Origin of the sequence: Bacillus sp. JH7 (assembly GCF_001563515.1) — a bacterium.
In the GTDB taxonomy this organism is placed as follows: Bacteria; Bacillota; Bacilli; order Bacillales; family Bacillaceae_G; genus Bacillus_A; species Bacillus_A cereus.
The window spans coordinates 3004161-3030884 of the sequence record NZ_LPUS01000001.1 but is presented as its reverse complement, the minus strand read 5'-3'; the positions used below and the strand labels follow the sequence as shown (position 1 = coordinate 3030884).

Here is a 26724-nt window from a genome sequence, read left to right as displayed (position 1 = left end):
CATCCTTTTATTACCAAGGTATAATGCCATCTTTGTTAAGTATTTTACCATTATAGTTTGTTTCACTTAATGCATATTTAATAATAATTTTAGCACTTTCAGTGGTTGTATGGCCACCGGGGGAATTTCCATTAAGATCCGTAGTTGTAAAACCAGGAGTTACCCCAAATACTTCTGGACCGTTAGTGGCAAATTCTTTACTAAAAGCTAATGTTAAAGCATTAATAGCTGTTTTTGAAGAATTATATCCTAGTGTATTAATTGGATGTGTTTCACCATTAGCAAACATTGTTAGTGAGGCCATGTCAGTTGTTACATTTATTATTTTACTGTTGCTTGAATTCTTTAATAATGGTAAAAAGGCTTGCATCATTTGGAAAGTTCCAAAAAAATTAACTTCAAATCCTTGGCGTAAAGTTTCAATATTTAATTCACTAGGTAGCACATTGAAGTCTAGCGCTATGCCTGCATTATTAATTAATAAATGTAAGTAATCAGTCGTTTCGTAAATTTTCTTTGTTGCTTCTTGAATGGATTGTGAATTTGAAATATCTACTTGAATATAGGAAACGTTTGAAACATTTAAAGATTCTACGGCTTGTTGTCCAAGTTGTTCATTACGAGCACCTAAAAATACGTGATAATCTTTTTCTGCTAATTGACGAACAAGTTCATATCCAATTCCTTTATTCGCACCTGTTATAAAAGCATATTTTTTCATATTGAATTCCTCCAGTAATGTTATAGTAGGCTACAATGGAAAGGATACAGCCTAAACTTAAGTTTAGGTCAAGAGGAATTTTTTTAAATAAATATAGAATATCTATATATAAGAGTGAGAATTCTTATCATTTAAGAGAAAGTCTGTTATTATAAGAGATGTAGGTATTATATTTTCAAGGGGATGAAAACATGGAGTACAGAATTGAAAGAGATACATTAGGAGAAATAAAAGTTCCAGCTGATAAATTATGGGCAGCACAAACACAACGTAGTAAAGAAAACTTTCCAATTGGAACAGAGCAAATGCCGCTTGAAATTGTAAAAGCATTTGCAATTTTAAAGAAGAGTGCAGCGCTTAGCAATCAAAAATTAGGAAAGCTATCAGAAGAAAAAGCAGAAGCAATTGTAGAAGCTGCGGATGAAGTGATTGCAGGGAAATGGAATGAACATTTTCCGCTTGTCGTATGGCAAACAGGTAGTGGTACACAGTCAAACATGAATGTGAATGAAGTAATTGCAAATCGTGGGAATCAAATTTTGAAAGAGAAGGGATCTGACGTACATATTCATCCGAATGATGATGTGAACATGTCACAAAGTTCAAATGATACATTTCCAACGGCGCTTCATGTAGCTTGTGTAATCGCAGTAGAAAATCACGTATTACCAGCAATTACGAAATTAAAAGAAACTTTAGCAGAAAAAGTAACTGCATTTGAACATATTATAAAAATTGGTCGTACACATTTACAAGATGCAACGCCGTTAACTTTAGGGCAAGAAATTAGCGGATGGCACCGTATGCTTGAAAAAACAGAGCGTATGATTGCAGAGAGCAATACATATATGAAAGAGTTAGCAATTGGTGGAACTGCGGTTGGAACAGGTATTAATGCTCATCCTAAATTTGGTGAGATGGTATCAGAGGAAATTAGTCAATTTACAGGTAAACAATTTGTTTCTGCACCAAATAAGTTCCATGCATTAACGAGCCATGATGAAGTTGTATATACTCACGGTGCATTAAAAGCATTAGCTGCGGATCTAATGAAGATCGCTAACGATGTACGTTGGCTTGCAAGTGGTCCACGTAGTGGTCTTGGAGAAATTATTATTCCAGCAAATGAACCGGGAAGCTCTATTATGCCAGGTAAAGTAAATCCAACGCAAAGTGAAGCGTTAACGATGGTTGTAGCGCAAGTAATGGGAAATGATGCAACAATCGGATTTGCTGCGAGCCAAGGTAACTTTGAGTTAAATGTATTTAAACCTGTTATTGCTTATAACTTCTTACAATCAGCTCACTTATTAGCGGATGCAATTGTTTCGTTTAATGACAATTGTGCAGTTGGTATTGAAGCAGATGAAGAAGTAATTAATGAAAATGTGAATCGCTCACTAATGCTTGTAACAGCGCTAAACCCACATATCGGATATGAAAATGCAGCGAAAATTGCGAAGCATGCTCATAAAGAAGGATTAACTTTAAAAGAAGCAGCATTGCAATCTGGGCTACTAACAGAAGAGCAATTTGATGAAATTGTAGATCCAAAGAAAATGATTGCTCCAAAAGAGTAATAGAAAAAGCCAGGGTTCTGAGTATAGAATCTTGGCTTTTTTGATGTTCATTTTTATGTTTCATCTACTTGCAATACTACAAGCTTCAAAATATATTATTTGTTAGCAGGCGTATTCATTACTTTCATCTGTGGGCAGTTCTCTTTTAAGAGTGAAATGAATTTTTCTTCTTCTTGTGGTACGAAAGAGGTCACTGAGTCAAATAAATTATAATTAATTTCTAATTGTTGCCTAGTCCATTTTTTTGAACGAAGTTTTTTGCCAGAGTGCTTAATATGGCGAATGTCTTTAAATGGGATTTCAGTACGAAGTATGAAACCGTGTTTTACAACAAGAGATGATTCCGTTACGTTGTAGTGAGAGAAATAGAATGAAGAAAGATTCACGATATTTAGCAGCATCATGAGAGTGAAAAAAATAGAATTTTCATTTTGAAAGAATAACGAAACGAAAAAAATAATTATAAATAATGTAATGAAAATGACGTGGAATGGATTTTTTTTCGCTTTAAATTTCAAGTTAGTCACCTCGGTATACTTGTTCTTTAACTAAATTAAATCATAACATTGTGATAAAACGTGTGAATATGCAGAATTGCATATTCACACGTTTTATTATTCATGTAAAATTTCTTGATGGGATAAATTCAAAAGAAGTTTTGTAATAGTGGAGTGGCATAAAGTGACTTACAAGAATAGAAAGATAGCGTTAGTCATAATTAGTTGTATGATGATTATGAGTAGTTGTGCTAATAAATTTGTTGAAGATAGAAATCGAAAGCATACATTTGTACAAGCAAGTAAGGTTTTAGTAGAGACTGTAAATAGAATATATAAAAAGTAAAGGATGTTTTCTTATACGAAAACATCTTTTTTGTAGTTAAAATTGAATACTGAAGTTTTGTAATGAGTGAATACCAGTTCCATATTCACTAATCGCATATGCGTTCTGTGCAATTTACTTAACGGTAAACCAAGGGTCTTGAAGAATATTCATGTTCTATTTTACATCCTATAAAATGAATTTGTATAAACATATTCGCTTTTCGTTGTATTAAATCCTTTCGATAGATGTTTTTATAAAAGTTTATAAAATGGGCAAACGAAACGTTGAAATGTTTGTTTGTGTTGTGATAAGATGATGAAGTAATAATAAACGATATAGCGATTTGTTTGGTTTTTAAATAAACATTTTGAAGGAGTGTTTAGTATGAGCGATATTTCAGAGAAGTTTTGGGATGCGTCAATAGAGGAATTAAAGAAAGGGTATGTGTTTGATGAAGAAAAAGAGGGGTACATTTGCTTAGCTTGTGGTGAAACATTTATTAAAGGTGTTATTTATCAAGATAATCAAGTTTTGTATGAAGCAGAGAAGTTCGTCCAATTGCATATTCAAAATGAGCATACGTCTATGTTTGATTATTTGCTAAATATGGATAAGAAATTTACTGGATTAACGGATTTACAAAAGAAAATGGTTCAGTTTTTCTATATGGGACTGAATGATAAAGAAATTGTAAAAGAGATGGATGGCGGAAGTACATCAACAATTCGTAATCATCGATTTACACTGCGAGAGAAAATGAAACAAGCAAAAGTATTTTTAGCGCTAATGGAATTATCAGAAGAAAAATCAAAAGTACAAACGAAATTTGTGCCAATTCATAGAACAGCAACGATGGTAGATGATCGATACAATATTACGGAAGAAGAAAATGATGAAGTGTTAAAAGCTCATTTTACAGAAGGGTTAGATGGACCTCTCTCTAAATTTCCGAAGAAACAAAAGCGTAAATTAATTATATTGCGTCATTTAGTGAAGAAGTTTGATAGTAATAAAAAGTATACTGAAAAAGAAGTAAATACAGTGATAGAAAATGTATACCCTGATTTCGTAACGTTAAGAAGATATTTAATCGAATATGGATTTTTAGATCGAACAGCCGATGGAAGTCAATATTGGGTGAAGTTATAATCATATGAAAAGAAAATGAATAGAAGCACAGTATTATAACAACTATACAAAGAGATAGATATTGAAAATAGATTTTTAAGAAAAGGAGAAATGAAATTTGAAACCACCTGCAGATAACAATAAAGAAGGTGCGGAGTCACATAAGTTGGAAAGTGAGAGTAAACCGATTTGGAAATCGATGTCGATGTTTTTAGTACCGTTATTATTAAGTAATGTACTACAATCAGTTGGACAATTATTTGGTATGGTAGTAGTAGGAAGATGGCTTGGAGTTAATGATTTAGCGGCCATATCAGCATTCTTCCCATTATTTTTCTTGCTCGTTTCATTTGTAATTGGTATCGGTTCAGGAAGCTCTATTTTAATTGGTCAGGCGTTTGGTGCTAAAAACGAAGATCGTTTAAAAGCTATCGTTGGTACGACGCTGACATTTACCTTTATTATTGGAGTTGTGTTGGCGATAATAGGAAGTATTTTTGCGATGGATATTATGCGTCTAATGGGAACGCCAGAAAATATTATTGAAATAAGTGTACATTATGCACGGATTTTATTTATATCGATGCCAGTATTATTTTTATATTTCGCATATACAACATTTATGAGAGGTACAGGAGATTCTAAAACGCCATTTTACTTTTTAATTGTAAGTACAGCACTAAATATGATTTTATTACCGGTTCTTATTTTTGGATGGTTAGGAGCTCCGAAATTAGATGTGTATGGAGCAGCCTATGCATCTGTTATATCTACAGTTATTACGTTTATTGTCATGCTTGTGTATTTAAAGAAGAAAAATCACCCATTACAACTAGATGGAACGGTTAGAAAATACCTTCGAATGGATGGGGAGTTATTAAAGCTATTGCTAAGGCTCGGTATACCGGCAAGTATAAATATGATATTAGTTTCATTATCTGAGATTGCCGTAATCGCATTTGTAAATCGTTACGGTTCGGATGCAACAGCTGCTTACGGCGTTGTGAATCAAGTTGCAAGTTATGTACAAATGCCAGCAGTTAGCCTTGGTATTACAGTTTCTATTTTTGCAGCACAATCAATTGGGGCGAATCAATTTGATCGATTGCAGAAAGTTGTGAAGGCCGGAATTATTATGAACTACGTCATCGGTGGTGTGTTAATATCTCTTATTTATTTATTCTCAAGAGACATTTTATCACTATTTTTAACGAGTCAAACTACAATTGAAATTGCTCATAGCTTAGTTATGATTACGTTATGGAGTTATTTAATTTTCGGTCATGCACAAATTATTAGTGCGACAATGCGAGCGAGCGGTACAGTACTTTGGCCAACTGTTATTGGAGTTGTTTCAATTTGGCTTGTAGAAGTACCCGTAGCATACTATCTTTCTTACCATACAAGTCTTGGAATAGAAGGCATTTGGATCGGGTATCCAGCAGCATTTATTGTCAGCTTACTATTGCAGTATGCATATTATAAGCTTTCATGGCAAAAGAAACGAATTACACGATTAGTTAGTTAAATAGAAAAATGTCCCTAAGTTATTAGACTTAGGGACATTTTTTCGTAAGTGCAGGTTTACAAATAGCTTTTTAAAGTTATATCAAAATGTTGTCTAATGAGTGTTTTATCACTCATATAAAACTCCCACGCTTTTTCCGGTTCACCGATAATCTCAAAGGATTCCTCTGTAATATATAAAGCGCAATTATCCTCCAGTGCAATTCCTTCTATATTCCCTTGATGATTTTGTAAAAAGGAATGGAAGGCGTTCATTCTGTTTAATTGATTATAATGTGGACAAAATCTTTTATTAACAATACCCCATCCGTTACTCTCTATGTAACCAGAACCTTCATAATCTGATCGGATACTAGACGTGAACCAACACATAGCACCAGCGCTATAACCAGCAATAAGTGTTCCTTGTTGCAGAGCCAATAATAATTTTTCATCAAGTCTATGTTCTTTCCATTGCGTAAGCATGTGAATATAGTTTCCGCCACCTAGATAAATTAAATCGGCTGAATGAATCATCTCCTCTATTTCATACTTAGAAGGTGAATCTGTTGTAATGCGTAAAATTTGTACTTCACAATGTAATTGTTTTTCAAACGTGTCTAAAAATAATTTTATATAGCTTTCATCATCATGACTAGCCGTTGGAATAAACAATACTTTTGGATACTGTTTATTTGTTAATTCTATAAGGCGTTCATTAATAGGCAAGTGATTTGAATCTTGTAAATCACCGCCACCAATGACAGCTAATTTCATAGTAAAGCACCACCTAATCATTTTTGTTATATAAAAATTCGATAGAAGAGAGTTACATTCCTTCCGTAATGTAATCAATAATTAGAAAATGTAGCTTAAGTATATCGGAATAGTAAAGAAACTACTGACTATATATACCAATACATTAGAAACCATTCATTGATATATAATATTTCATACTAATGTTTCAAAAAATGGAAAAAATATGTTTAAATAGATGTAATGAAGCATTCATTCATATTGAATTTATACTTATATTTTAAAAGGATATCGGAAATAATAGCGATTTTCTAAAACAGTTTTTACTTTTAATAGGAAGTTGTATTACAATATGGTAAAATTATTTCAATATATTTATTTAATATGAAATACAAAGAAGGAGCGTGAAAAAAGTGGATTTTCGATTTGAATTTACAACGAAGCTGAAAGAATACTTAGACGATGAGAAGGATGAAAAAATAATAAAAGATGGACATAGAGATGTAATTTTTCACTATTTATATGCGTTAGAGACTGAAATTGGCGTTGTTAAAAATCCTAATTTTACTTTTTTTGCATCAGGAAGACGTTCACATATAGTGTTAGAAAACGTTGAATTTAAAACAGAAGTAAATGTAAAAAGTAATATAATTGAAATTACAAAAATAGTGGATAATGTAGTTATTCCGTTAGATACTATCGTAGCGAAGAATCGGGAATTATTTGCACTTGGACGTAATGAAAAGTTTAGTGTACAAATATTAGAGCAGTATCTTTTTGATACATTTGGAGAAAAATTAGGTTTAAAATGAATGGAATAGCCTATGTATTTATGGGTAGTTAATTTTCATATATATCATTTACGTTTGACCTTTCATTTAATTTATACTACAATCCGTAGTGTGAAAGGAGTTGTACAATGTTTACTCAAAACTATAAGTTAAATGAGCACGGGTTAAATCATTTCTTTGGACCGCTTGAAGCGAAGATTATGGAGATTATTTGGTCTACTGAAGGTATTACTATTAAAGAAGTCCAGCAGAAATTAAGTGAAGAATCGCCTGTGAATTTTAATACTGTTATGACAGTTATGAACAGGTTAGTAGAGAAATTACACTTAGAAAAACAGACTGTAAAAAGAAGTGGCATATATCGTGCTATACAAACGAAAGAAGAATTCTTATCCAATCAAACGAAGAAAATGACACAGGAATTAGTGGGGGAATTTGGAGATTTAGTTATAACACATATGATAGATGAGTTAGAGCAGGCTGATCCGAATTTAATAAAAAAATTAGAAGACAAATTGAATCAGTTAAAAAAAGAGAATCGATGAAATGAAATGGCAAATGCGTAAAATCGTATTGTTAGCGCTCATTGTTAGTACCCTCTTTTTCAGCTTGTTATTGTATTATGTTACATATCCATTTCTCTTTCAAAATAAGGCATTCTTCCTTTCAAAGTTTTGCTTGTTTCAGTTAGAAAAACATATGAAAGAACTATCAATGGTTCGTATTATAATAGCGGGGTTATTATTAATTACTGTATTGATTGTGTGTAAAAGAATTTGGCGGCAATTTTTCTATAGTAAAAAAGTACAAAAAGTACTTATCCCATTTATTAGAAAAGGGAAACAAATATATATACTGCCGACTGCGGAAGTTGCAGCGTTTACAATTGGATTATTCCGTCCGAAAGTTGTCATGTCGGAAGGTTTGCTTCAGACGTTTTCAGATGAAGAGATTGATGCGATTATTTTCCATGAAGAATATCATCAAAATAATTGGGATCCGCTAAAATTATTTTGTTTTACGTTATTAGCAGAAGGAATGATGTACATCCCGATATTAAAAGAATTGTTACAACGATATCATACGTATCAAGAGTTAGCAGCAGATAAATATGCGATGCAAAAAATGGAATCTTCATTTGAGTTAGGTAGCGCATTATTAAAATTAATTAAAATAAAGACAATGGAAAATCGATGTGTTACAGCTTCATTTGCAAAAACAGCAATAAATTTACGAATCGAGCAAGTGTTAAATGAAAAGGTTGCTAAGCTTACTATTCCGTTACATACGAACTCGGTATATGTAACAATAGGGTTATTCTGTGTGTCGATTGTACTTATTGTCGGAGAGTGCATATAGCCTCTTTTTTTTAGGGTAAACACTACTCTATGTAGTGTGGATAGAGTGTTGTCATTTATATCATTATACTTTTTATCGCTATATATATCTTATTTATCATATATTACAGGTATTTTATTGTATACAAATCAAATGACGAAAATTACAGCATTCTTTATTCGTCTATTCGGTGGATTTACAGGTTTTTAAAAATGAGGAGGAAGAAAAGTGAAGAAACTAATTGCTATTATACTAGTAGGTGCTCTCGCTTGGGCGGGGGTTAACTTTTATAATTCAAAGAAAGAAGAAAAGGAAAGAAAAGCAAAGCAAGCAGAGTTACAAGAGAAAGAAGTATTACCACAAGTAGGTTTTAAAGCACCTGGCATCACATTAAAAGGATTAGACGGAAAGTTGCAGTCGTTAAATGATGCCAAGGGAAAACCATATATTATTAATTTTTGGGCATCATGGTGTGGGCCGTGTGAAATGGAGGCACCTGACTTAGTTCATATGTATGATAAATATAAAAAGGATGTTGAAATTTTTGCGGTGAATGCAACTGTTAGTGACCCAGTACAAGAAGCAAGCGCATTTGCTAATCGCTATGGATTTGAGTTTCCGGTTCTACTAGATATGGACGGAGTAGCTGGATTAGATTATAAAGTATTCTCTTTACCGACGACATTTTTTGTTAATAAGGATGGAATTATAGTAGATCATGTACGAGGTGTATTACCACCAGATCAATTAGAAAAGAAATTTAAGAAATTGATTGAGAGCTAAAAGGGGATTTCGTGATGATGGAGTGGATCGTGAGATTACAACCCGTATCTCTTATAATTGGAAGTCTATTTGGATTTATGTTGATGAAACGAAAGATGAGGCATCAAAATGCATCATATGAAAAAATGATGGATGCCGTAACAAATGCGTTTATTATCATCGTATTTGTATGGAAGTTTGCACCAGCAATTTTAAATCCTGTATGGGCTTTTAAATCGCCATTGCAAGCATTATTAGCTATAGGAAGTATGCAACATATTGTAGTAGGATGCGTAATTGCTAGTGTATACATTGTTTGGAAAAGTAAAAAGGAACAATTTTCGCTTCGTATTTTACTTGATGCATTGCCTTTTGGTCTGTGTGTAAGTATTATCTTTTATTTTCTATTACATCATGAAGTAGGTGTACAAACGACACTACCATGGGGAATGAATATATATGAATCTAAATTTTTGTATCATCCTATTTTCGTATATGAGATTATCCTCAACCTTTGTATAATGGGCTTGTTATGGATGAAAAATGAAAGGATCGGAAATGGAAAGAATATAAGTATTTTTCTAATTGTTGAGGGGTTTGCTCAAATCATTATTTCGCTTGTTAGTGAACAAAATTCGGTACAGTTTGGTCTATCAGCACAGCAAATAATGAGCTTTTGTATTATTAGTTTAGGGATTTTGTTGGTGCCGAAAAAATAAAAAATAGCCATTAACGGATATTCCCCGTACATGGCTATTTTTTATTACATATATTAAAAAATCGGCGGAGTAACAGAAAATAAGACTATCGCATTTTTCTCAAAATGATTCACCCATTTATGCTTTAAATAAGCAGGTATCTTTACACTGTCGCCGGTTTCTAATACGTATTCTTCCTCGTTTAAATATAATGTGATTTTCCCATCTAAGACAAATGCTAATTCTTCTCCTTTATGTTCTAGCACATTTTCTGATGAAGCTGTATTAGGCGGGACGGTCATAATTGCTGTTGCTAAATTTCCAGTGAAATCAGGTGAAAGCATTTCATATGATAAATTATCGATAATCATTTTCTTTCGTTTATGGGAACGTACAATTAAATCGTCTGTATTTGTATCTTCAAGTAAAAAGCTAAATGTTGGCACATCAAGAGCTTTAGCAAGCACTTTTAATGTTTGAATAGAAGGGTTAGCGGACCCACGCTCAATTTGACTTAACATAGATGGTGTAATATCGGCCATCTTTGCTAGTTCTTTACTAGTTAAACCTTTTTCTTTTCTTTGTTTTTCAATTTTTTTACCAATATCTATATTTTCCATAATGAAAATCTCCTTAAGGGTTATTAAATTATATTTAAATAAATTAAATTAAAATTAACTAAAGTTAACGATTTGTGTTAAACTATATTAAAATTAATTTAATTATAATTTATTATATGGTGAGCTACAAGGATATAAGGAGGAAACAAAATGAAAGAAATAGGGGCATTACAAGCAAAATACCCATTAGTGAATAAACTTATTGCAACAGAAGAAGTATTTTGGATAAATCCAAACATAGAAAAGTATGAAAGGGCAATAAAAGATTCACCACTTAATGAAGAGAATGTAAAAGATGCGGAAGAGAGATTAAAGCGTTTTGCACCATATATTGCGAAAGTTTTTCCTGAAACGAAAGGGACGAATGGCATAATCGAATCACCTTTAGTGAAAATATCTTCTATGAAAGAAGCTTTAGAGACAAATTACAAGCAACCTATTTTAGGAGAATTATTATTAAAATGTGATAGTCATCTTCCGATATCAGGATCAATTAAAGCTAGGGGCGGCATTTATGAAGTGTTGAAACATGCTGAACAACTAGCTTTGCAGCACGGTATGTTAACAGAAGAAGATGATTATTCCATTTTAGATAGTGATACATGTAGAGAGTTTTTTGCCAAATATTCAATTGCGGTCGGTTCAACAGGAAATTTAGGGCTAAGCATTGGGATTATGAGTGCGAAACTAGGTTTTAACGTAACGGTTCATATGTCAGCAGATGCGAAACAATGGAAAAAAGATTTATTAAGAAGTAAAGGTGTAAACGTTATTGAGTATGAAGCTGATTATAGTAAAGCAGTAGAAGAGGGGCGTCAGCAAGCAGATGCCGATCCTAGCTGTTATTTTGTAGATGATGAAAATTCCCATGATTTATTTTTAGGATACGCAGTAGCAGCATCGCGATTACAAAAGCAATTAGAAGAGTTAGAGGTTGTAGTAGATGAAAATCATCCTTTATTTGTTTATCTTCCGTGCGGAGTAGGAGGAGGACCTGGCGGGGTAGCATTCGGTTTAAAGTTATTGTATAAAGACAACGTGCACTGCTTCTTTGCGGAGCCTACGCACTCTCCATGCATGTTACTCGGTTTAATGACAGGACTTCATGATAAAATTGCTGTTCAAGATATCGGGATTGATAATGTAACAGACGCGGACGGACTAGCGGTAGGAAGACCGTCTGGATTTGTCGGTAAAACGATGGAACCATTTTTGAGTGGGAATTACACAGTAAGCGATGAAGAGTTATATAGATTGTTAAAAGAACTAGCTGACACGGAGAATATTTATTTAGAGCCTTCTGCACTAGCAGGTATGATAGGGCCAGTGAAAGTATGTAAAGAAGATGAGTATTTACAAAAGCAACAGTTAACAGAGAAGGTGAAAAAAGGTACTCATATTGTGTGGGGAACGGGTGGAAGTATGGTTCCAAAAGATGTAATGAATGAATATTATAGGAAAGGTTTGGAGTTAACGGTATAAGAAAAATGAGGCTAATTGTAGCCTCATTTTTTCATGTACATAAAAATCTTTGTTATTTTCACAATAGTTCTTTATAGTATATATAAAGGATAACTAATATTGAATAAATACAACAAAAAAGCTTTATTTTACATAATAAGAGGATGTGTATACGATGTCATTACAGACTAAATATATAGCGGGTATTTCGCTTGGGGTTATGGGTGTAGGCTTTGCGGCTTCTATCCCTTTTCAAGGAACGATAGCTGGAGAGATTATACAAGGGGGATTTGAAGCTGGGTTAGTTGGCGGGCTTGCAGATTGGTTCGCAGTTACAGCATTATTCCGTCACCCGATGGGAATTCCAATTCCGCATACAGCTTTGTTACCTAAAAACCGTAAACGAGTAACGAAAGGGCTCATCAATACGTTAGAAAATGAGTGGCTAACGAAAGAAAGTATTACGAATAAAGTAAAAGAAATGCAGCTAGCACAAATGGTGCTACAAATTGCAGAGAGAGAAATGCAGTCTGATGCTGTGAAAAAAGGCATTGTAACGATTGCTGAGAAGGCGATTGTTTCAATCGATACAGAAAAATTAGCGGTTATTATTGAAAAAGAATTAAAGACGTATTTACATACAATTAATACAAATAACATTTTACAAGTGCTTGTTGATCAATTAGTTGTGCAAGAATATGATGAAAAGACACTTGATTACATATTAGTGAAGGTAAAAGATTGGACAGCGCAAGATGAAGCTCGTTACCAGCTCGGTAGCTTAGGTATGAAGGCGATGGAAAATATAAAAGTAGATGGATTCTTGCAGTTTACTTTGAAATCATTTATGAATATTGTAGATGAAGATAAGATTGGCGGCATTTTGCAGAAGTTTATCATTAGTAATATTAACAGCTTACAAGAGGCTGATAATAGCACAAGACAACTTATATTAGCGAAGATTCGTCAAGAAATTATCAATGTAAAAGAAAATGAAGCCTTATTACAGGAATTAGAAAATTGGAAAGAAAAGTGGCTTGCGAATTGGAATGCTACTGACAAAATAAAAGAGATGCTAGAGCAAGTACAGCAAAGAGCAGTTGCTTTTGTAAATAATGAAGAATTTGCTGATAAATATGTTATTCCATTTTTACAAAAACAAATGAATAAAATAAAAGAAGATGAACAAACTGTTCAAAAAATAGAGGAGTGGTTACAAAAGCAAGTTGTCACACTTGTGGAAAAGAACCATTCGAAAATCGGTAAGCTTGTACAAGAAAATCTTGATAAGTTAGATGATAAAACGTTAATCGAAATGATTGAAAATAATGTCGGTAAAGATTTACAGTGGATCCGAGTGAACGGGGCGGTTTGCGGATTTATGATTGGATTAGTGTTAGAAGGAATTAAAGCGATTATATGAGAAAAACCTTCCGCAATTGCGGAAGGTTTTTTATTTTTCGAGAACACTCATATTCAAATTATAAGCTTTCTCAATATTTAACTTGTATGTCCCATTTCCAGTTTTAATCGAATTTTTATACCAATGTTCTTGGGTGTTTAATTCTGGATGTTCTTCTGAAGAAGTATTTTCGTTTTTCGTTAAATCTTCTACTTGTTCCCAAGGTGTACTTCCATGTGTTTCTTTTTGATTCGTTACTGCTGTTAAAGAAACATCACTCTCTTTTGCAAGATGGACAGACACTCTTGAGCTTTCCTGTACAAACCAATTATTTTGCAATTGACCTGGATAAAGAGATAGTTCGTTATTTGAAGCACGGATTTCCACATTTTTATTTTGCGGAAGAACAAGCGTTGGTTTCACCTGTGGTGCTGAATTAAATAACGTATGCTGAACAGGTAATGATTTTAAAGTGATATACATCGTTTCTCCAGCCGTTTGAACTGAAAGGAAATCATCTCGTTTTAAATTGAGTTTTTCATTTGCTTTCGTTGTCATTTCATAAGTTCCCAAAAGATGAATTTGATTTGTATTATTTCCCTCTATCGTTAGAGGCTGATGTCCTGCATCTACTACGATTTTTTTGATAGATTCAGGTATATCAAATTGTCCGTCTGGAATATTACTCGTTTGCCTCGTTGTATTAATAGAATGACGAACTTCTTCTAGTAATCCAGTTGATAATAAACAGTAAAAAGCAATTCCGACACTTCCTAAAACGCCGATAAAGAAAATACTAAAAATATCATATTTAATAAAAGATTGCTCTTTTTTAGAGAATAGAAGGTATAGTAAAACTTCAGCTCCAAGTATGATAAGTAAAACTGGCCACCATGCAGTTAGTGTATCTAATACTTGAATTCCTTTTACGACTGAAAAAAGTAAAAAGCATCCTAACGATATAATAGAAAGCCCCATTGAGAATGTTCCAACACGCCATGTTCTCATTCTTTTGTACCACCTTTGTTTTCTTTATTTCCAAGTAACAATTTAAAGCCGCCGCCAATTAAGAGGAGTGCAACGATAGATGTTTGGAAATAGCGATAATATAGCTCGCTAAGATGAATGTTAAATATAGTTGCAAAGTAATCATTCAAAATAGGAAGGACTGTTTGATCTAATAAATAATAACCACCGAGTGTAATTAACCCGATACCGATCCATCTTTGATGATTAATAAAATAATCAATGATAGGCTCGTCATTTACACGTTCTTTTCCATACTTTGCAGTTTGCTGTAAAGCGTCAAAGAAGCTATAGAACCAAATGATTGGAACTAAAAATAAAAACGCAGAAAGTCTTAATAAATCGAGTAAATATATTGAAAGTAAAAAGGCTGCCATAAGCTGAAGGCCGCGGCGTTGTAAGCCTAAATACATATGTCCTGCTCCGGGGAACATCGCTAAAATAGAAGCGAATGTTTTATTCTTCTTTCCTTGTTCACGATGTTCTTCAAACTCTTCGAAAATAGTACGATCATCTAGTTGCTCGCCACGTTCTTTTTTCTGTAGTTGCTGAACAACGTCAAAGAAATTATAAATCCATAAAACAGGTAACGTAATAAGGAAGATAAGAAAACTTTCTTGCGATGTTAAAAGTGCAACGAAAATGATCATACTTCCGATTCCTGTGCAAGCTACTAAAAATGTAAGTCCGCGTTGCATAAGTCCTAATTGGAAATGGCCAAGCCCAGGGATGATGGATAAGAGAATGATATAAAATCGTTCGCTCTCTTTAGAGGAATTTATCACTTCTCCAGCTTCTTGCTTTTTCGTTTGGTTTATAATGGTGATAACTAAATCTAGTAAGTTAATTACCCATAGAACAGCTAGTAAAAATAGAGAAAGAAAAGCAATATCACGTTCTCTTACTACTATGGTACAAAATACTGCAAAGGAGAATAGAAATAGTGATCCCCCGCTATATAAAATAAACCGTCCTAGCTTTTTTAAGTATAAATGTCCAAGCCCAGGAATTAGCCCTAATACAAGTGCTAAAAAGGGATTTTTATTCATGCTTTGAACCTCCGTCCTTTTTCGATGTGTCTACCGATTTGTTTACAATTTGTTGTGAAATAGAAGACTCGTTATGTTTTGAAGATTTCTCTAAATTTGATGTCGCTGTAAAAATATACTGAAATAAACCACTTACCATAAAAATAATTGTAGCCGCAGTCGCAATTATGTAATGAATGATCGTGCGCTTTAGTGAGGTTGTTTTTATATTTTCATTAGACTGTAGTGTTTCAAAATTAATTTGCGTCATAACTTCGTTCGTAAATGAATCATCATTTATCATTGGAAGGTTTTCATGTTGTTCATCAATACTTTCCATATAAAGTGCTAAACAATGATCACATTCATAAAGATGTTCTTCCATAGATTCACGTTCATTACTTTCTATAAAATCTAATGTATAATTGCGCCAATCTTCTTTTGAATAATGCATCATAGAAACTCTTCCTCCTTCCAATGTTTTTTAATCCATTTTCGTGCTCGATACAGTTTCATTTCGACTGTTTTTACTTCGATGTTTTCCTGTAAAGCAATTTCTTGATAGCTCTTTTCTTCTAAGTAATGTGCGAGAACAACGTCACGGTAATTTTCGGGAAGTTCTCGCAGTTTTTGAGCAATGAGTAATTTTTGCTCTTTCGTCAATAATAAAGCCTCAATATTATGAGAGGACTGTATATTTTCCTCAGCTTCTTTACATAAGGAGAGTTCTTCACTTTCTCTAGCTTTCTTTCTCTTATAATCAATAGCGTGATTGGTGGCAATACGTGCCATCCACGTTTTTAATCCGCGAAATTGATAATTTGGGAGAGAGGTGTGAATTTTTACGAATACTTCTTGTGTAACATCTTTCGAATCTTCTTCATGTCTTAAAATAGAAAAGATAACTTGAAAAATATAATGACGATATGTTTGTACAAGGATACGAAAAGCATGCTCGCTTCCTTGCTGTGCTTTTTCAATTAATTGTTTTTCCTCAATCGGTCTCTCCCTCCTTTTTGACGCATTCTATTATATAGACGTAAAGAATGATAAGTCACCCTACACATTTTGTAAAAAAAGAATAATATATTTTTTGCGGGAGAGCTAGATGAAAAAAGGTGTGAAAAAATGGTAAAGAGAAGTATATAATGAGCAAGTAGGAAATGTTACACGGAGAAAGGATGTGAATGTTAGTAGGGCAAGGTCCATACTAACAAACATGAAAATTAAAATATTAATAGCAGATGATAACTCTTTTATTAGAGAAGGCATGAAAATTATTTTAAATACATACGAAGAGTTTGAAGTAGTAGATACTGTAAATGATGGGGAAGAAGCTGTAGCGTATTGTAAAAAGCATGAAGTTGATATTGCTCTTTTAGATGTTCGTATGCCAAATATGAACGGGGTAGAGGCGACGAAGTTCATTTGTGAAGAGACGAAAACAAAACCGCTTATTTTAACGACGTTTGATGATGATGAATATATTTTGGATGCAGTAAAAAATGGAGCGAAAGGTTATTTATTAAAAAATAACGATCCGGAGCGTATTCGTGATGCGATAAAAGGAGTATATAACGGTCAAACTGTTATGCAAGATGTTATTCTCGATAAAATTAAGTCTAATTTAATGGAAAGTAAAGAGGAAGAATGTAAAATTGATAAGAGCCTTTTCACAGAAAGGGAGCTTAGTATTATTGCATTAATTGCAAAAGGTTTCTCAAATAAAGAAATTTCGAAACAGCTTTTTATATCTGAGGGAACAATTGCAAATTATATTACGTCAGTTTTAGGGAAAACTGGACTTGAACATCGCACACAAATTGCGATTTATTACTTAACAGGGAAAGTAGATTAATGATATGGAATTTTGGTTAACTGTAAGTAAATTAATTGTCTTTTTATATATTGTGTTCAGTTATATTTACGCAAATATAGCAAATTTACCGTGGGTTATATTTACTTTACTTATTTACCTCTCTGTAAACGTAATGATTTCTATATTTAAAAAAGATACGTATAAAAAAATATTAATCTGTATGTCCATTGGCGTAGTTATGTTATTTACATGGAGGGTTCATCCATTTTTTATTTTGTTTTTACCTTTGAACTTATACGAAATTACATTCTATTACATAGAAAAGAATTGGCCACGCTTTGTCGTTATGATGCTCCCAATTACGATTGCAGATGAAAGTATTCGAATGACTTATGGATTAATTGTTGCATTTTCTTTTCTCGTTTTAACTATTGCAGATCGATATATATCGCGTGTAGTAAAGCTTGAATCGCAAAATGATAAGATGCGAAAAGATATGCAACGACTTACGAAAAGCTTACATGAAAATAAAGAGTACATAAGACAATCTGAATACACATTTAAGCTAGAAGAGAGAAATCGGTTATCGCAAGAAATTCATGATAAAATTGGTCACTCGATGACGGGTGCACTTATTCAAATGGAGGCAGCAAAGAGGTTAATGGAAATAGATAAAGAAAAATCTGCGGAGTTATTACAAAATGCAATTCACATTTCAAAAGATGGAATTGAAAGTATTCGCATTACATTGAAAAATATGAAGCCACCAACTGAGCAAATTGGTATTCATCGTATGAAATTATTCATAGAGGAATTTGCCGGTAAGAATGATGTGAATATTCCTTTCGTTTATAAAGGGAACTTAGATATGATTTCTCCGATACAGTGGAAAATTATTGCTGAAAATGTTATGGAGGCATTAACGAACGCGATGAAGTATGCTGATGCGACAGTCATCTCAATTGATATTCATGTACTTAACAAGATGGTGAAAGTACAAGTGAAGGATAACGGAAAAGGTGCGGTTCTCGTTAAGAAAGGTCTCGGGATTATGGGGATGGAGGAGCGAACAGCGTCAGTAAACGGAAAAATTATTGTAGATGGAACAAGTGGTTTTGCAGTAACAATGTTGTTGCCGATATGAGGATGAATCATCTCATATGAAAAAAGTGAATAATCTCATGTGAAAAGAATGAACTTCTGCACTGAGCAGGTTCATTCTTTTTGTTTATACTAAAAGCAGAGAAACCGAAATAGGGGTGAAATGATGAATACATTAGAAATTAAAAATTTAACGAAAAAATTTGGTGATTTCATCGCAGTTGATAATATGTCTTTATCTATTAAAGAAGGAGAAATATTTGGCTTTTTAGGATCGAATGGTGCTGGTAAGAGTACAACGATTAATATGATTGCTGGTTTGTTAAGAAGTAATGAAGGCGAAATTAGCATACTAGGAAAAAATATAAAGAAACATAACCGATTTGCGAAGATGAATATCGGTATCGTTCCGCAAGATATTGCGATTTATGAAGAGTTAACTGCCTATGAAAATGTGAAATTCTTTGCTGGGTTGTACGGATTACGAGGAGCCGAATTAAAAGCTAGGGTAGAGGAAGCTCTTCAATTTGTAGGACTTAGTGATAAACAGAAAAGCTATCCGAAGAACTTTTCTGGCGGGATGAAACGAAGACTGAATATCGCTTGTGCGATTGCTCATAGACCGAAGTTAATTATTATGGATGAGCCGACAGTTGGAATTGATCCACAGTCAAGAAACTACATTTTGCAGTCAGTACGTAAATTAAATGAAATGGGAAGTACGATTATTTACACGAGCCACTACATGGAAGAAGTAGAAGAGATTTGTACGAAAATCGCAATTGTCGACCACGGTAAAGTGATTGCAGAAGGTACGAAAGAACAGTTAAAAGCGATTATTACAGATACGAAAGATATTTGGATTGAAGTGAAGTCAGTAGAAAATTTAGATGTAGAAAAGTTAAAAGAGATAAACGGTGTGAAAGCTGTTCAAATTGAAGAGAACGTAATCAAGGTAAACTCGGATGCAGGATTAAATAATTTAAATCAAATTATTCAGCATTTCATTAATCATGACATTGAAATTCGTTCGTTAGAGGAGCAGGCTCCAAACTTAGAAACAGTATTTCTTACGTTAACCGGAAGAAACTTACGAGATAAATAAAAGGTAAATGAAGAAAAGGTAAAGGGAGGTTCATCAATTGAACATCTTCAATATTGCAATTATGCATATTAAAAGAGATTTCAGAGACGTAAGAACTTTAGTTTTTATGTTAGCATTTCCGATTGTACTTATGCTTGTGTTAGGAACAGCGTTAACCAACGCATTTAATAGTGATAGTCATTCAATTAAAGATATACAAGTGCTATATAAAGATGAAGCGAGTAGCACGTTTTCTCAATCATTTGCAGCATTTACGAAAGAAGTGGATAAATCAGGTATTCATTTTAAAAAAGCTTCCGGCAGTATAGATGGGAAAGAAGAAGTGAAGAAAAATAAATATGCTGCTTATGTAGAGTTAAATAAAGATGGTGCAAAATTTTACGGAAGTGACAAAAGTAGTATTGAGGGGAGTATTGTGGAAGGAATGCTTACAACATTTGTTGATAAGTACAATGTAGCGGTCGAAGTTGCAAAAGTAGATCCTACTAAGGTGAGCACAGTTATTTCAAACGGAAACCATAATGATTATATAAAAGAAACATCTTTACAAGCTGCGAAAAAACCAGGTTCTATGGATTACTACGCGGTTGTAATGACAACGATGATTGCACTGTATGCTGCGATGGGAGCGAGTTCTTTAATTCGAGGAGAACGAATACGTAAAACAGGAGATCGTCTCATTGCTGCACCTATAAGTAAAGCTGAAATATTCATTGGAAAAGTACTTGGTAGCCTAGTAGCAAATGCCCTGTGCATATTACTCGTCATGTTATTTAGTAAATTTGTTTTTCAAGCGAATTGGGGCGACCATCTTGGAATCATATTTCTTATTTTATTAACACAAGTCTTTCTAGCAATTAGCTTCGGTTTAGGAATCGGATATATCACGAAAACAGCTGAAGCGTCTAGGGCAATTATTATGGTTGTTGTGCAATTAGCTTCTATTTTTGGAGGTGCATATTTCGTAGTAGAAGAAAATTTCGTTACGAATTTATCGCCATTAACTTGGGCAAATACAGCTGTTATGAAAATTATTTATGCAAATGATGTAGGGGCAGCACTACCAGTCATTTCTTTAAACATTGGAATTTCAGCACTCTTTTTATTAATTGCAATTATTGCATTACGTAGACGGGAGGGGCTATAGTATGAAGGATATTTTATGGCTCATACAAAAAACGTTATCTGTGCTTTTGAAAAATAAAAAAAGTTTACTAATTATAATTAGCTTGCCGATAATAGGGACGCTCATTTCCTTCTCGATATACGGAAATGCAGGGCAAGGAACGTTAAATATCGGGATTGTAAATAAAGAAAATGAGCCGATAGCAAATGATACGATAAAGTTTTTAGAAGGATTAAATCATGTGAATGTGAGTAAGGTTAAGGAGTCTCAAATAGAAGATAAACTCACTTCCAAAAAACTTGATGGAGTTATTACATTAGATTCTGGTTTTTCAAAAAGTGTTCGAGAAGGGAAACCAGAGCATATTGAAATTTCATCGATTAAAGGTGATCAAGTAACAGGATTTATAAAATCATATTTATATAATTATATTGATAATATAGCAGCTATTAGTAAAGTAGCCGGAACAGATCAAAGCACATTCGACAATATGTACGCAGGGTATCAAAAAAGTTCATTTAAAATGAAAACTGAGACGCTAGAAGATACTTCGAAAAATAAAGATATGACAAATCAAACGATGGGTTACCTTATTATGTTTATGCTGTTTTCAGCAGCGAACTTATCAGGTCATATTTTAAAAGAAAAAGAGAATAGAACGTACTTTAGACTATTATCAACGCCGATAGATGGGAAGAAGTTTATATTATCTAATGTCGGAGTAAATATGATAATACTAACAGTACAAATTTTGATTACAATCCTATTCCTAACGAATGTTTTTCATACGAATATCAATATGCCTTTCATAGTGATGATGGGCGTACTAATGCTATTTGCATTAATCGCAATTGGAATATCATTAGTCCTTGTAGCTTTTTCGAAAAACTCAGCATCGGCAAATGCGATGCAAAATATGATTATTGTACCAACATGCTTACTTGCTGGATGTTATTTCCCATATGACATTATGCCAAGTGCAGTACAAAAAGTAGCTAATTTTCTTCCGCAGCGCTGGTTGTTAGATACGATATCAAAACTACAGCAGGGAATACCATTCTCGGAGTTGTATTTAAACATTTTAATTTTATTCGCTTTCGCAATTGCATTCTTCTTAATTGCTATTTATAAGTTTGGAAGAAATAATGACGCGAGAAATTTTGTTTAATGTGAAAAGGTGTGGCTTAATGCCATACCTTTTTTGTTTGAAACTTAGAGTATCTTTTGTAGTATAGGAATGCTTTTGTAGAGCACTTCGTTATGTGAAGCATGCAAAACATATTTATTTCCCTCTAGAAGAAAAACGCTATGTAGAACAGCGTTACCGTCACCATGTTTTGTAAGTAAATCACCGACGACTTTGCCGTCTGTCCATTTCAGTTTGGAATGTGAAGGGACGACTTGTAAATATTGAGTTGTTTCCTCTCCATCTCCGGCAATGAGTGTCGTTTCAATATTTCTTTTTTGTATAATAAATCTATTTGTATTTAATATATCGAGGAAAGGGTTTTTCGTTTTCATCTTACTATAAGGAAGAAATGTAATAGAAGAGTCGGATTTTATAAATAAATAATTTCCGTAATCTTTACAAGGAATAACATCTTGTAATCCTGGAAAGTAAATGTGTATCGCCTCAACTTTATTCATTTTATGTAAGATGCTTAAGTAACAAATATATTGTTCCATATAAAAATGAACGATATTTATTTTAGAAGAGGCATGGATAGGGAGACTGCCTCCAGTCCAATAACTATAATTTGGTGGAGATCCAGCGTTTGGTGTGCAGAGTATTATAAGTTGATTCACATCATTTTTATATTCGTCACTTTGAACGTAAGAACGTCCAAGAAGGCCGCCCATACTATGACAAATTAAATTTAGTTTATCGCAACCTGTAATCTTTTTAGCATAAGCAATCGTTTGTAATAAATATTTTTGTGTAGAAAAAACAATACGCTGCCGCCAGTCATAAAAACAGATGAACAAGTCTTTATTTCGTTCGTAGCCCATACTTTCTAGCATCATGATGAATGGTTCGTAAACAAATGCAGAAAGTCCAAAACTCCAATTACCAGTGCCGGGAATAATAATATTGCTCATTGAACCGAAAAGACCTGGGATAAAAACAATAGGAGTTTTTCTTTTTCTCATATTCATATCTCCTTTAACTGTTTAGTATCAATAAAAATAAGAAATACATTTCGTATGAAAACATATTTAAATGAAACACTACGAAATAGTAAGGAATATGATTGGAAGGAAACCAAAATGATTAAAAAAATATTAAGAGTTACTTCTATTATTATTGCTATTTTCGTTTTTATTGTAATTTGTATGCATATCGATGTTACCTTAGGTAGGAAAATGGAAGCTGGAAAAAACATGCCGACAGAGTATGCGCCTCATTATAGTGATTTTCAATTATATGTAGAAGGGAAATCATTATATGAGCAGCTATTTGAAGATATTAAAAAAGCGAAAAGCTCTATCTACACTTATTTCTTCATTTTGTCGGATGATAAAAGTAGTCATACTTTTTTAAACTTATTAAAAGAGAAGGCAAAAGAAGGAGTAAACGTCTATTTATCAGTTGATCGCATTAATGATTTATCATTTGAAAGAAAGATGATAAATGAATTACGGGAAAGTGGTGTGCATTTTACATATAGTAGAAAACCTGCATTGCCATTCGGATTTTATTCACTTCACCATCGTAATCATCGCCGTATTACGACGATTGATGGGGATATTGGCTATACAGGCGGATTTAATATAGGAGATGAGTACTTAGGGAAAGATAAGCGATTTGGATATTGGCGTGATTATCATGTACGGCTTAAAGGAGAAGGAGCAAAAGATTTAGAACAGCAATTCGCTTTAGATTGGAAACGAGATACGAAAGAAGAGATAAAGAGGAGTACGAATAAAGCTAGTAAAGGGAATACATTACATACTATGACTAGTTACAATGGGCATTACGTTGCTGAAAAATATATAGAGCTCATAAAACAAGCTCAACACTCCATTGTAATTGCAACGCCGTATTTTATAGCAAAAAATAAAGAATCCATGAATGCTTTAATCGCAGCAAAAAAGCGTGGTGTTACAGTAAAAATACTTTGGTCATATAAACCAGATCTACCTCTTATAAAAGAAGCGGCGTATCCATACATACGTCAAGCTGTTAATAATGGGATTACTGTATATGGGTATAAAAAAGGAATGTTCCATGGCAAATTAATGCTTATTGATAATGAATTAACCGTTATTGGTACAACAAACTTTACTTCGCGTAGCTTCAATATAAATGATGAAATGAATTTTTATATTTATGGTGGTCCTATTGTAGGACAAGTTAATAAGGCGTTAACAGAGGATTTTCATGATTCGAAAGAAATGACGAAAGAGTTTTTTGAAAAGTTATCTTTTTGGGAGCGTTGTAAGGAGAAAGTGGCGGGATTGGTTGAGTTCTATTTGTGATGATGGATTAGAAAAGGGTGCCTACAAAAGGCACCCTTTTTGGTGGGAAATCATTATTTTTCATGCACCAGCATCGTAACATCATCATTAATCAACGTCCCCACATGTTCACCTAAACATATTTTTTTCATCACTCCAGGCTCATCAAAGTTAAAGACATGTGCTGGTAAATTGTAGTCCCGGGCAAGCAGTAATGCCGCTTGATCCATGACTTGTATATTTTGTCTAACGACATCATTATAGTTTAGTTTGCTGTACATTTTTGCTGATTTGTTATGCTTTGGATCACTTGTAAAAACACCATCGACACCTTGTTTTGCGACTAATATGGCATCACTATTCATTTCAATAGCCCTTTGTACACTTGGATAATCTGTTGTCACGAACGGTTGCCCGTTTCCGCCTCCAAAGATAACGATATAGCCGTTATCTAAATGGTGGACTGCACGTAAGCGAATGTATGGTTCAGCTACTGCATTAAATGGAATGGACGTCATAACGCGTACTTCTCTATTTGTTTTACTTGTTAAAACACCGCGAAGCATTAAGCTGTTAATGATCGTACCTAGTGTACCGATATTATCAGCTTCTACGCGATCAATTCCCCACTCTTCAGCTAGATGCCCCCTAAAAATATTACCGCCACCGATGACGATGGATACTTCGATACCTAAATCAACAATGGATAAAATTTCGTTTGCGATATGTTCTAATCGTTTGGAGTTAAAGCTATTTCCAGTTTGATCGGCAAGTGCACCGCCGCTTAATTTAATTAAGACACGTTTATATGGCCTCATAACAATTCCCCCTATATAGATCGCAATAAAAAAGGAACAAAGGCGAATGCCTTTGTTCCTTTTTAAGAAAATGAAAAAGAAAAGAAGAAGATAGGACGAATTGCTTTGTATAGTTTTTCATAACATCCACTCCTTTTCATTTTGATTTGTTTTAAGTATATATCTTTTTGATTATACGAAACAATCTGATTACTTATCAAGTTTATTTTATCGTTTTTTAACAAAATGGTGTCAATGAAAAAAAGAAGAAAAATATTTGAATTTTTTGTGACGAACTTGTAGGTTTTTGTATGATTTTGTAGGTTCGCTTATAAGATGTGTGAGTAGCTTTTATAAATTCAAATTGAAAGCGTTCGCATGAAGGGGATGAACATAAATGAAAAAATTCGGATTGGCAACACAAATTTTTGTCGCGCTTGTTTTAGGGATTGTAGTAGGGGCAGTCTTTTATGGCAATAAAACGGCGATTTCTTATATCACACCAATTGGGGATATATTTATTCACTTAATTAAGATGATTGTAGTACCAATTGTTATTTCAGCATTAATTGTTGCAGTAGCTGGTGTAGGAGATATGAAGAAGCTTGGGAAACTGGGTGGTAAGACAATTCTTTATTTCGAAATTATTACGACGATTGCTATTTTAATGGGATTACTTGCAGCGAATATATTCCAACCAGGTACTGGTGTTGATATGAGTAATTTACAGCAAAGTGATATTTCTTCTTATAAACAAACTGCAGATGCAACAGAGAAGAAAGGTTTTGCTGAGACAATTGTTCACATTGTACCGAAAAACGTATTTGAATCGATTGCACAAGGTGACCTATTACCGATTATATTCTTCTCAGTATTATTCGGCTTAGGAGTTGCGGCAATTGGGGAAAAAGGAAAGCCTGTCTTTAACTTTTTTGAAGGCGTACTCGAAGCCATGTTTTGGGTTACAAATCAAGTTATGAAATTTGCACCATTTGGTGTATTCGCATTAATTGCCGTTACGGTTGCAAAATTTGGTGTAGCAACACTACTTCCGCTAGGAAAACTAGTGCTAGCTGTATACGTAACTGTTATACTATTCGTTGTGATTGTATTAGGTATTAATGCACGAATGGTTGGAGTAAACATTTTTACATTAATAAAAATTTTAAAAGAAGAATTGATTCTTTCATTTACGACAGCAAGTTCAGAAGCTGTTTTACCTAATATAATGAGAAAAATGGAAGAGTTCGGTTGTCCAAAGGCAGTTGCCTCTTTCGTAATTCCGACAGGTTATACATTTAACTTGACTGGATCGGCTATTTATCAAGCGTTAGCGGCATTGTTTGTTGCACAAATGTACGGTGTGCACATGTCACTAACGGAGCAAATAACGTTATTATTCGTTCTTATGTTAACATCCAAAGGTATGGCGGGAGTTCCAGGTGCATCGTTCGTTGTTGTATTAGCAACGTTAGGTTCAATGGGGTTACCACTAGAAGGTATCGCATTAATTGCGGGAATTGACCGCATTTTAGATATGATTCGCTCATCTGTCAATGTATTAGGAAATGCATTAGCGGCCATTGTTATGTCGAAGTGGGAAGGCGAATTCGATAATGAGAAAGCAAAACAATATGTAGAAACAGTCAAAGAAACAAAAGCAGCATAAGAAACC

Annotated in this window: 28 protein-coding genes; 18 read left to right on the top strand and 10 right to left on the bottom strand. The window is 33.6% G+C overall.

The features are described from left to right. Positions 1–10: 10 nt before the first annotated feature. Positions 11–721: an SDR family NAD(P)-dependent oxidoreductase gene (locus tag AU379_RS15120; protein WP_030024934.1), complete on the bottom strand. Its 711-nt coding sequence runs from the start codon at positions 719–721 to the stop codon at positions 11–13. 191 nt (positions 722–912) lie between these two features. On the opposite strand from AU379_RS15120, the gene fumC reads away from it, so the two are divergent. Further along, positions 913–2301 carry a class II fumarate hydratase gene (fumC, locus tag AU379_RS15115; protein ID WP_000456608.1) on the top strand — a complete coding sequence of 463 codons (1389 nt, stop codon included), beginning with the start codon at positions 913–915 and terminating at the stop codon, positions 2299–2301. A 95-nt stretch (positions 2302–2396) separates the two neighbouring features. Here fumC and AU379_RS15110 read toward each other — a convergent pair whose 3' ends face one another. Next, positions 2397–2819 (bottom strand): PH domain-containing protein, encoded by a 423-nt coding sequence (locus tag AU379_RS15110; protein ID WP_000669071.1) that lies wholly within the window; start codon positions 2817–2819, stop codon positions 2397–2399. 691 nt (positions 2820–3510) lie between these two features. Here AU379_RS15110 and AU379_RS15105 point away from each other — a divergent pair. Together AU379_RS15105 and AU379_RS15100 are read left to right on the top strand one after the other, a co-directional pair. Further along, positions 3511–4275 (top strand): DUF2087 domain-containing protein, encoded by a 765-nt coding sequence (locus AU379_RS15105; RefSeq protein ID WP_001280278.1) that lies wholly within the window; start codon positions 3511–3513, stop codon positions 4273–4275. A gap of 97 nt (positions 4276–4372) precedes the next feature. Further along, positions 4373–5782 (top strand): MATE family efflux transporter, encoded by a 1410-nt coding sequence (locus AU379_RS15100; protein ID WP_000804128.1) that lies wholly within the window; start codon positions 4373–4375, stop codon positions 5780–5782. A gap of 56 nt (positions 5783–5838) precedes the next feature. Here the strand turns inward: AU379_RS15100 and AU379_RS15095 are convergent, their stop codons facing one another. After that, positions 5839–6537 carry a peptidase E gene (locus AU379_RS15095; protein ID WP_000762121.1) on the bottom strand — a complete coding sequence of 233 codons (699 nt, stop codon included), beginning with the start codon at positions 6535–6537 and terminating at the stop codon, positions 5839–5841. Between the two features lie 392 nt (positions 6538–6929). Between AU379_RS15095 and AU379_RS15090 the strand changes: the two genes are divergently transcribed. The 6 genes from AU379_RS15090 to AU379_RS15070 all read left to right on the top strand — a co-directional run bounded on the left by AU379_RS15090 (position 6930) and on the right by AU379_RS15070 (position 10126). Continuing rightward, complete coding sequence (locus AU379_RS15090) at positions 6930–7328, top strand: DUF3942 family protein (protein ID WP_000347528.1); 399 nt, start codon at positions 6930–6932, stop codon at positions 7326–7328. 107 nt (positions 7329–7435) lie between these two features. Continuing rightward, complete coding sequence (locus tag AU379_RS15085) at positions 7436–7852, top strand: BlaI/MecI/CopY family transcriptional regulator (protein WP_061139453.1); 417 nt, start codon at positions 7436–7438, stop codon at positions 7850–7852. A 1-nt stretch (position 7853) separates the two neighbouring features. Continuing rightward, entirely contained in the window at positions 7854–8666 is an 813-nt protein-coding gene (locus AU379_RS15080) for a M56 family metallopeptidase (RefSeq protein ID WP_061139452.1), read from the top strand. A gap of 48 nt (positions 8667–8714) precedes the next feature. Then, on the top strand, positions 8715–8855 hold the full coding sequence (locus AU379_RS30600; RefSeq protein ID WP_015382254.1) for a hypothetical protein: 141 nt from the start codon (positions 8715–8717) through the stop codon (positions 8853–8855). Positions 8856–8873: 18 nt separating this feature from the next. After that, a complete protein-coding gene (locus AU379_RS15075; RefSeq protein WP_000733174.1) occupies positions 8874–9428 on the top strand; it encodes a TlpA disulfide reductase family protein in 555 nt (184 codons plus the stop codon). 17 nt (positions 9429–9445) lie between these two features. Continuing rightward, complete coding sequence (locus tag AU379_RS15070) at positions 9446–10126, top strand: prolipoprotein diacylglyceryl transferase family protein (RefSeq protein WP_021728690.1); 681 nt, start codon at positions 9446–9448, stop codon at positions 10124–10126. A gap of 53 nt (positions 10127–10179) precedes the next feature. Here AU379_RS15070 and AU379_RS15065 read toward each other — a convergent pair whose 3' ends face one another. Next, entirely contained in the window at positions 10180–10725 is a 546-nt protein-coding gene (locus AU379_RS15065; protein WP_000427637.1) for an XRE family transcriptional regulator, read from the bottom strand. 150 nt (positions 10726–10875) lie between these two features. Between AU379_RS15065 and AU379_RS15060 the strand changes: the two genes are divergently transcribed. Beyond that, a complete protein-coding gene (locus tag AU379_RS15060; RefSeq protein ID WP_030024949.1) occupies positions 10876–12207 on the top strand; it encodes a D-serine ammonia-lyase in 1332 nt (443 codons plus the stop codon). Positions 12208–12361: 154 nt separating this feature from the next. Further along, positions 12362–13609 carry a DUF445 domain-containing protein gene (locus tag AU379_RS15055; RefSeq protein WP_000058298.1) on the top strand — a complete coding sequence of 416 codons (1248 nt, stop codon included), beginning with the start codon at positions 12362–12364 and terminating at the stop codon, positions 13607–13609. Positions 13610–13639: 30 nt separating this feature from the next. Here AU379_RS15055 and exsE read toward each other — a convergent pair whose 3' ends face one another. From exsE to AU379_RS15035, 4 genes are read right to left on the bottom strand one after another with little or no spacing between them, the layout of a single operon-like run. After that, positions 13640–14596 (bottom strand): exosporium protein ExsE, encoded by a 957-nt coding sequence (exsE, locus tag AU379_RS15050; RefSeq protein WP_001261429.1) that lies wholly within the window; start codon positions 14594–14596, stop codon positions 13640–13642. After that, positions 14593–15663, bottom strand: coding sequence for a hypothetical protein (locus AU379_RS15045; RefSeq protein WP_001039119.1), 1071 nt, complete (start codon positions 15661–15663; stop codon positions 14593–14595). The genes exsE and AU379_RS15045 overlap by 4 nt, the downstream gene beginning before the upstream one ends. Beyond that, positions 15656–16099, bottom strand: a complete 444-nt coding sequence (locus tag AU379_RS15040) for a hypothetical protein (RefSeq protein WP_000972351.1) — start codon at positions 16097–16099, stop codon at positions 15656–15658. Before AU379_RS15040 ends, AU379_RS15045 begins: the two co-directional genes overlap by 8 nt. Next, positions 16096–16584: an RNA polymerase sigma factor gene (locus AU379_RS15035; RefSeq protein ID WP_071686419.1), complete on the bottom strand. Its 489-nt coding sequence runs from the start codon at positions 16582–16584 to the stop codon at positions 16096–16098. Before AU379_RS15035 ends, AU379_RS15040 begins: the two co-directional genes overlap by 4 nt. 277 nt (positions 16585–16861) lie before the next feature. On the opposite strand from AU379_RS15035, the gene AU379_RS15030 reads away from it, so the two are divergent. The 5 genes from AU379_RS15030 to AU379_RS15010 all read left to right on the top strand — a co-directional run bounded on the left by AU379_RS15030 (position 16862) and on the right by AU379_RS15010 (position 21961). Continuing rightward, positions 16862–17500, top strand: a complete 639-nt coding sequence (locus AU379_RS15030) for a response regulator transcription factor (protein WP_000694092.1) — start codon at positions 16862–16864, stop codon at positions 17498–17500. A gap of 4 nt (positions 17501–17504) precedes the next feature. After that, the gene (locus tag AU379_RS15025; RefSeq protein WP_061139451.1) at positions 17505–18605 is read left to right on the top strand and encodes a sensor histidine kinase; all 1101 of its coding nucleotides are present in this window, start codon (positions 17505–17507) and stop codon (positions 18603–18605) included. A gap of 123 nt (positions 18606–18728) precedes the next feature. Beyond that, positions 18729–19667 (top strand): ABC transporter ATP-binding protein, encoded by a 939-nt coding sequence (locus AU379_RS15020; RefSeq protein WP_001093820.1) that lies wholly within the window; start codon positions 18729–18731, stop codon positions 19665–19667. Positions 19668–19704: 37 nt separating this feature from the next. Then, on the top strand, positions 19705–20814 hold the full coding sequence (locus AU379_RS15015) for an ABC transporter permease (protein ID WP_001020151.1): 1110 nt from the start codon (positions 19705–19707) through the stop codon (positions 20812–20814). A 1-nt stretch (position 20815) separates the two neighbouring features. Further along, entirely contained in the window at positions 20816–21961 is a 1146-nt protein-coding gene (locus tag AU379_RS15010) for an ABC transporter permease (protein ID WP_058839107.1), read from the top strand. 44 nt (positions 21962–22005) lie between these two features. On the opposite strand, the gene AU379_RS15005 is transcribed toward AU379_RS15010, so the two are convergent. Next, positions 22006–22944, bottom strand: coding sequence for a hypothetical protein (locus AU379_RS15005; RefSeq protein ID WP_001231637.1), 939 nt, complete (start codon positions 22942–22944; stop codon positions 22006–22008). A gap of 117 nt (positions 22945–23061) precedes the next feature. Between AU379_RS15005 and cls the strand changes: the two genes are divergently transcribed. Then, positions 23062–24273, top strand: a complete 1212-nt coding sequence (gene cls, locus AU379_RS15000; protein WP_048568562.1) for a cardiolipin synthase — start codon at positions 23062–23064, stop codon at positions 24271–24273. A 53-nt stretch (positions 24274–24326) separates the two neighbouring features. On the opposite strand, the gene pyrH is transcribed toward cls, so the two are convergent. Beyond that, the gene (gene pyrH / locus AU379_RS14995) at positions 24327–25070 is read right to left on the bottom strand and encodes a UMP kinase (RefSeq protein ID WP_001248059.1); all 744 of its coding nucleotides are present in this window, start codon (positions 25068–25070) and stop codon (positions 24327–24329) included. A 376-nt stretch (positions 25071–25446) separates the two neighbouring features. On the opposite strand from pyrH, the gene AU379_RS14990 reads away from it, so the two are divergent. Beyond that, on the top strand, positions 25447–26718 hold the full coding sequence (locus AU379_RS14990; protein ID WP_000713291.1) for a cation:dicarboxylase symporter family transporter: 1272 nt from the start codon (positions 25447–25449) through the stop codon (positions 26716–26718). The last annotated feature ends 6 nt before the right edge of the window (positions 26719–26724 follow it).

What these genes read in the sequence shown, in the direction of transcription:
- AU379_RS15120 (WP_030024934.1), bottom strand. Translation starts at nt 721, where the DNA reads ATGAAAAAATATGCTTTTATAACAGGTGCGAATAAAGGAATTGGATAT.
- fumC (WP_000456608.1), top strand. Translation starts at nt 913, where the DNA reads ATGGAGTACAGAATTGAAAGAGATACATTAGGAGAAATAAAAGTTCCA.
- AU379_RS15105 (WP_001280278.1), top strand. Translation starts at nt 3,511, where the DNA reads ATGAGCGATATTTCAGAGAAGTTTTGGGATGCGTCAATAGAGGAATTA.
- AU379_RS15095 (WP_000762121.1), bottom strand. Translation starts at nt 6,537, where the DNA reads ATGAAATTAGCTGTCATTGGTGGCGGTGATTTACAAGATTCAAATCAC.
- AU379_RS15085 (WP_061139453.1), top strand. Translation starts at nt 7,436, where the DNA reads ATGTTTACTCAAAACTATAAGTTAAATGAGCACGGGTTAAATCATTTC.
- AU379_RS15080 (WP_061139452.1), top strand. Translation starts at nt 7,854, where the DNA reads ATGAAATGGCAAATGCGTAAAATCGTATTGTTAGCGCTCATTGTTAGT.
- AU379_RS15070 (WP_021728690.1), top strand. Translation starts at nt 9,446, where the DNA reads ATGGAGTGGATCGTGAGATTACAACCCGTATCTCTTATAATTGGAAGT.
- AU379_RS15065 (WP_000427637.1), bottom strand. Translation starts at nt 10,725, where the DNA reads ATGGAAAATATAGATATTGGTAAAAAAATTGAAAAACAAAGAAAAGAA.
- AU379_RS15060 (WP_030024949.1), top strand. Translation starts at nt 10,876, where the DNA reads ATGAAAGAAATAGGGGCATTACAAGCAAAATACCCATTAGTGAATAAA.
- AU379_RS15055 (WP_000058298.1), top strand. Translation starts at nt 12,362, where the DNA reads ATGTCATTACAGACTAAATATATAGCGGGTATTTCGCTTGGGGTTATG.
- exsE (WP_001261429.1), bottom strand. Translation starts at nt 14,596, where the DNA reads ATGAGAACATGGCGTGTTGGAACATTCTCAATGGGGCTTTCTATTATA.
- AU379_RS15045 (WP_001039119.1), bottom strand. Translation starts at nt 15,663, where the DNA reads ATGAATAAAAATCCCTTTTTAGCACTTGTATTAGGGCTAATTCCTGGG.
- AU379_RS15040 (WP_000972351.1), bottom strand. Translation starts at nt 16,099, where the DNA reads ATGATGCATTATTCAAAAGAAGATTGGCGCAATTATACATTAGATTTT.
- AU379_RS15030 (WP_000694092.1), top strand. Translation starts at nt 16,862, where the DNA reads ATGAAAATTAAAATATTAATAGCAGATGATAACTCTTTTATTAGAGAA.
- AU379_RS15025 (WP_061139451.1), top strand. Translation starts at nt 17,505, where the DNA reads ATGGAATTTTGGTTAACTGTAAGTAAATTAATTGTCTTTTTATATATT.
- AU379_RS15020 (WP_001093820.1), top strand. Translation starts at nt 18,729, where the DNA reads ATGAATACATTAGAAATTAAAAATTTAACGAAAAAATTTGGTGATTTC.
- AU379_RS15010 (WP_058839107.1), top strand. Translation starts at nt 20,816, where the DNA reads ATGAAGGATATTTTATGGCTCATACAAAAAACGTTATCTGTGCTTTTG.
- AU379_RS15005 (WP_001231637.1), bottom strand. Translation starts at nt 22,944, where the DNA reads ATGAGAAAAAGAAAAACTCCTATTGTTTTTATCCCAGGTCTTTTCGGT.
- cls (WP_048568562.1), top strand. Translation starts at nt 23,062, where the DNA reads ATGATTAAAAAAATATTAAGAGTTACTTCTATTATTATTGCTATTTTC.
- pyrH (WP_001248059.1), bottom strand. Translation starts at nt 25,070, where the DNA reads ATGAGGCCATATAAACGTGTCTTAATTAAATTAAGCGGCGGTGCACTT.
- AU379_RS14990 (WP_000713291.1), top strand. Translation starts at nt 25,447, where the DNA reads ATGAAAAAATTCGGATTGGCAACACAAATTTTTGTCGCGCTTGTTTTA.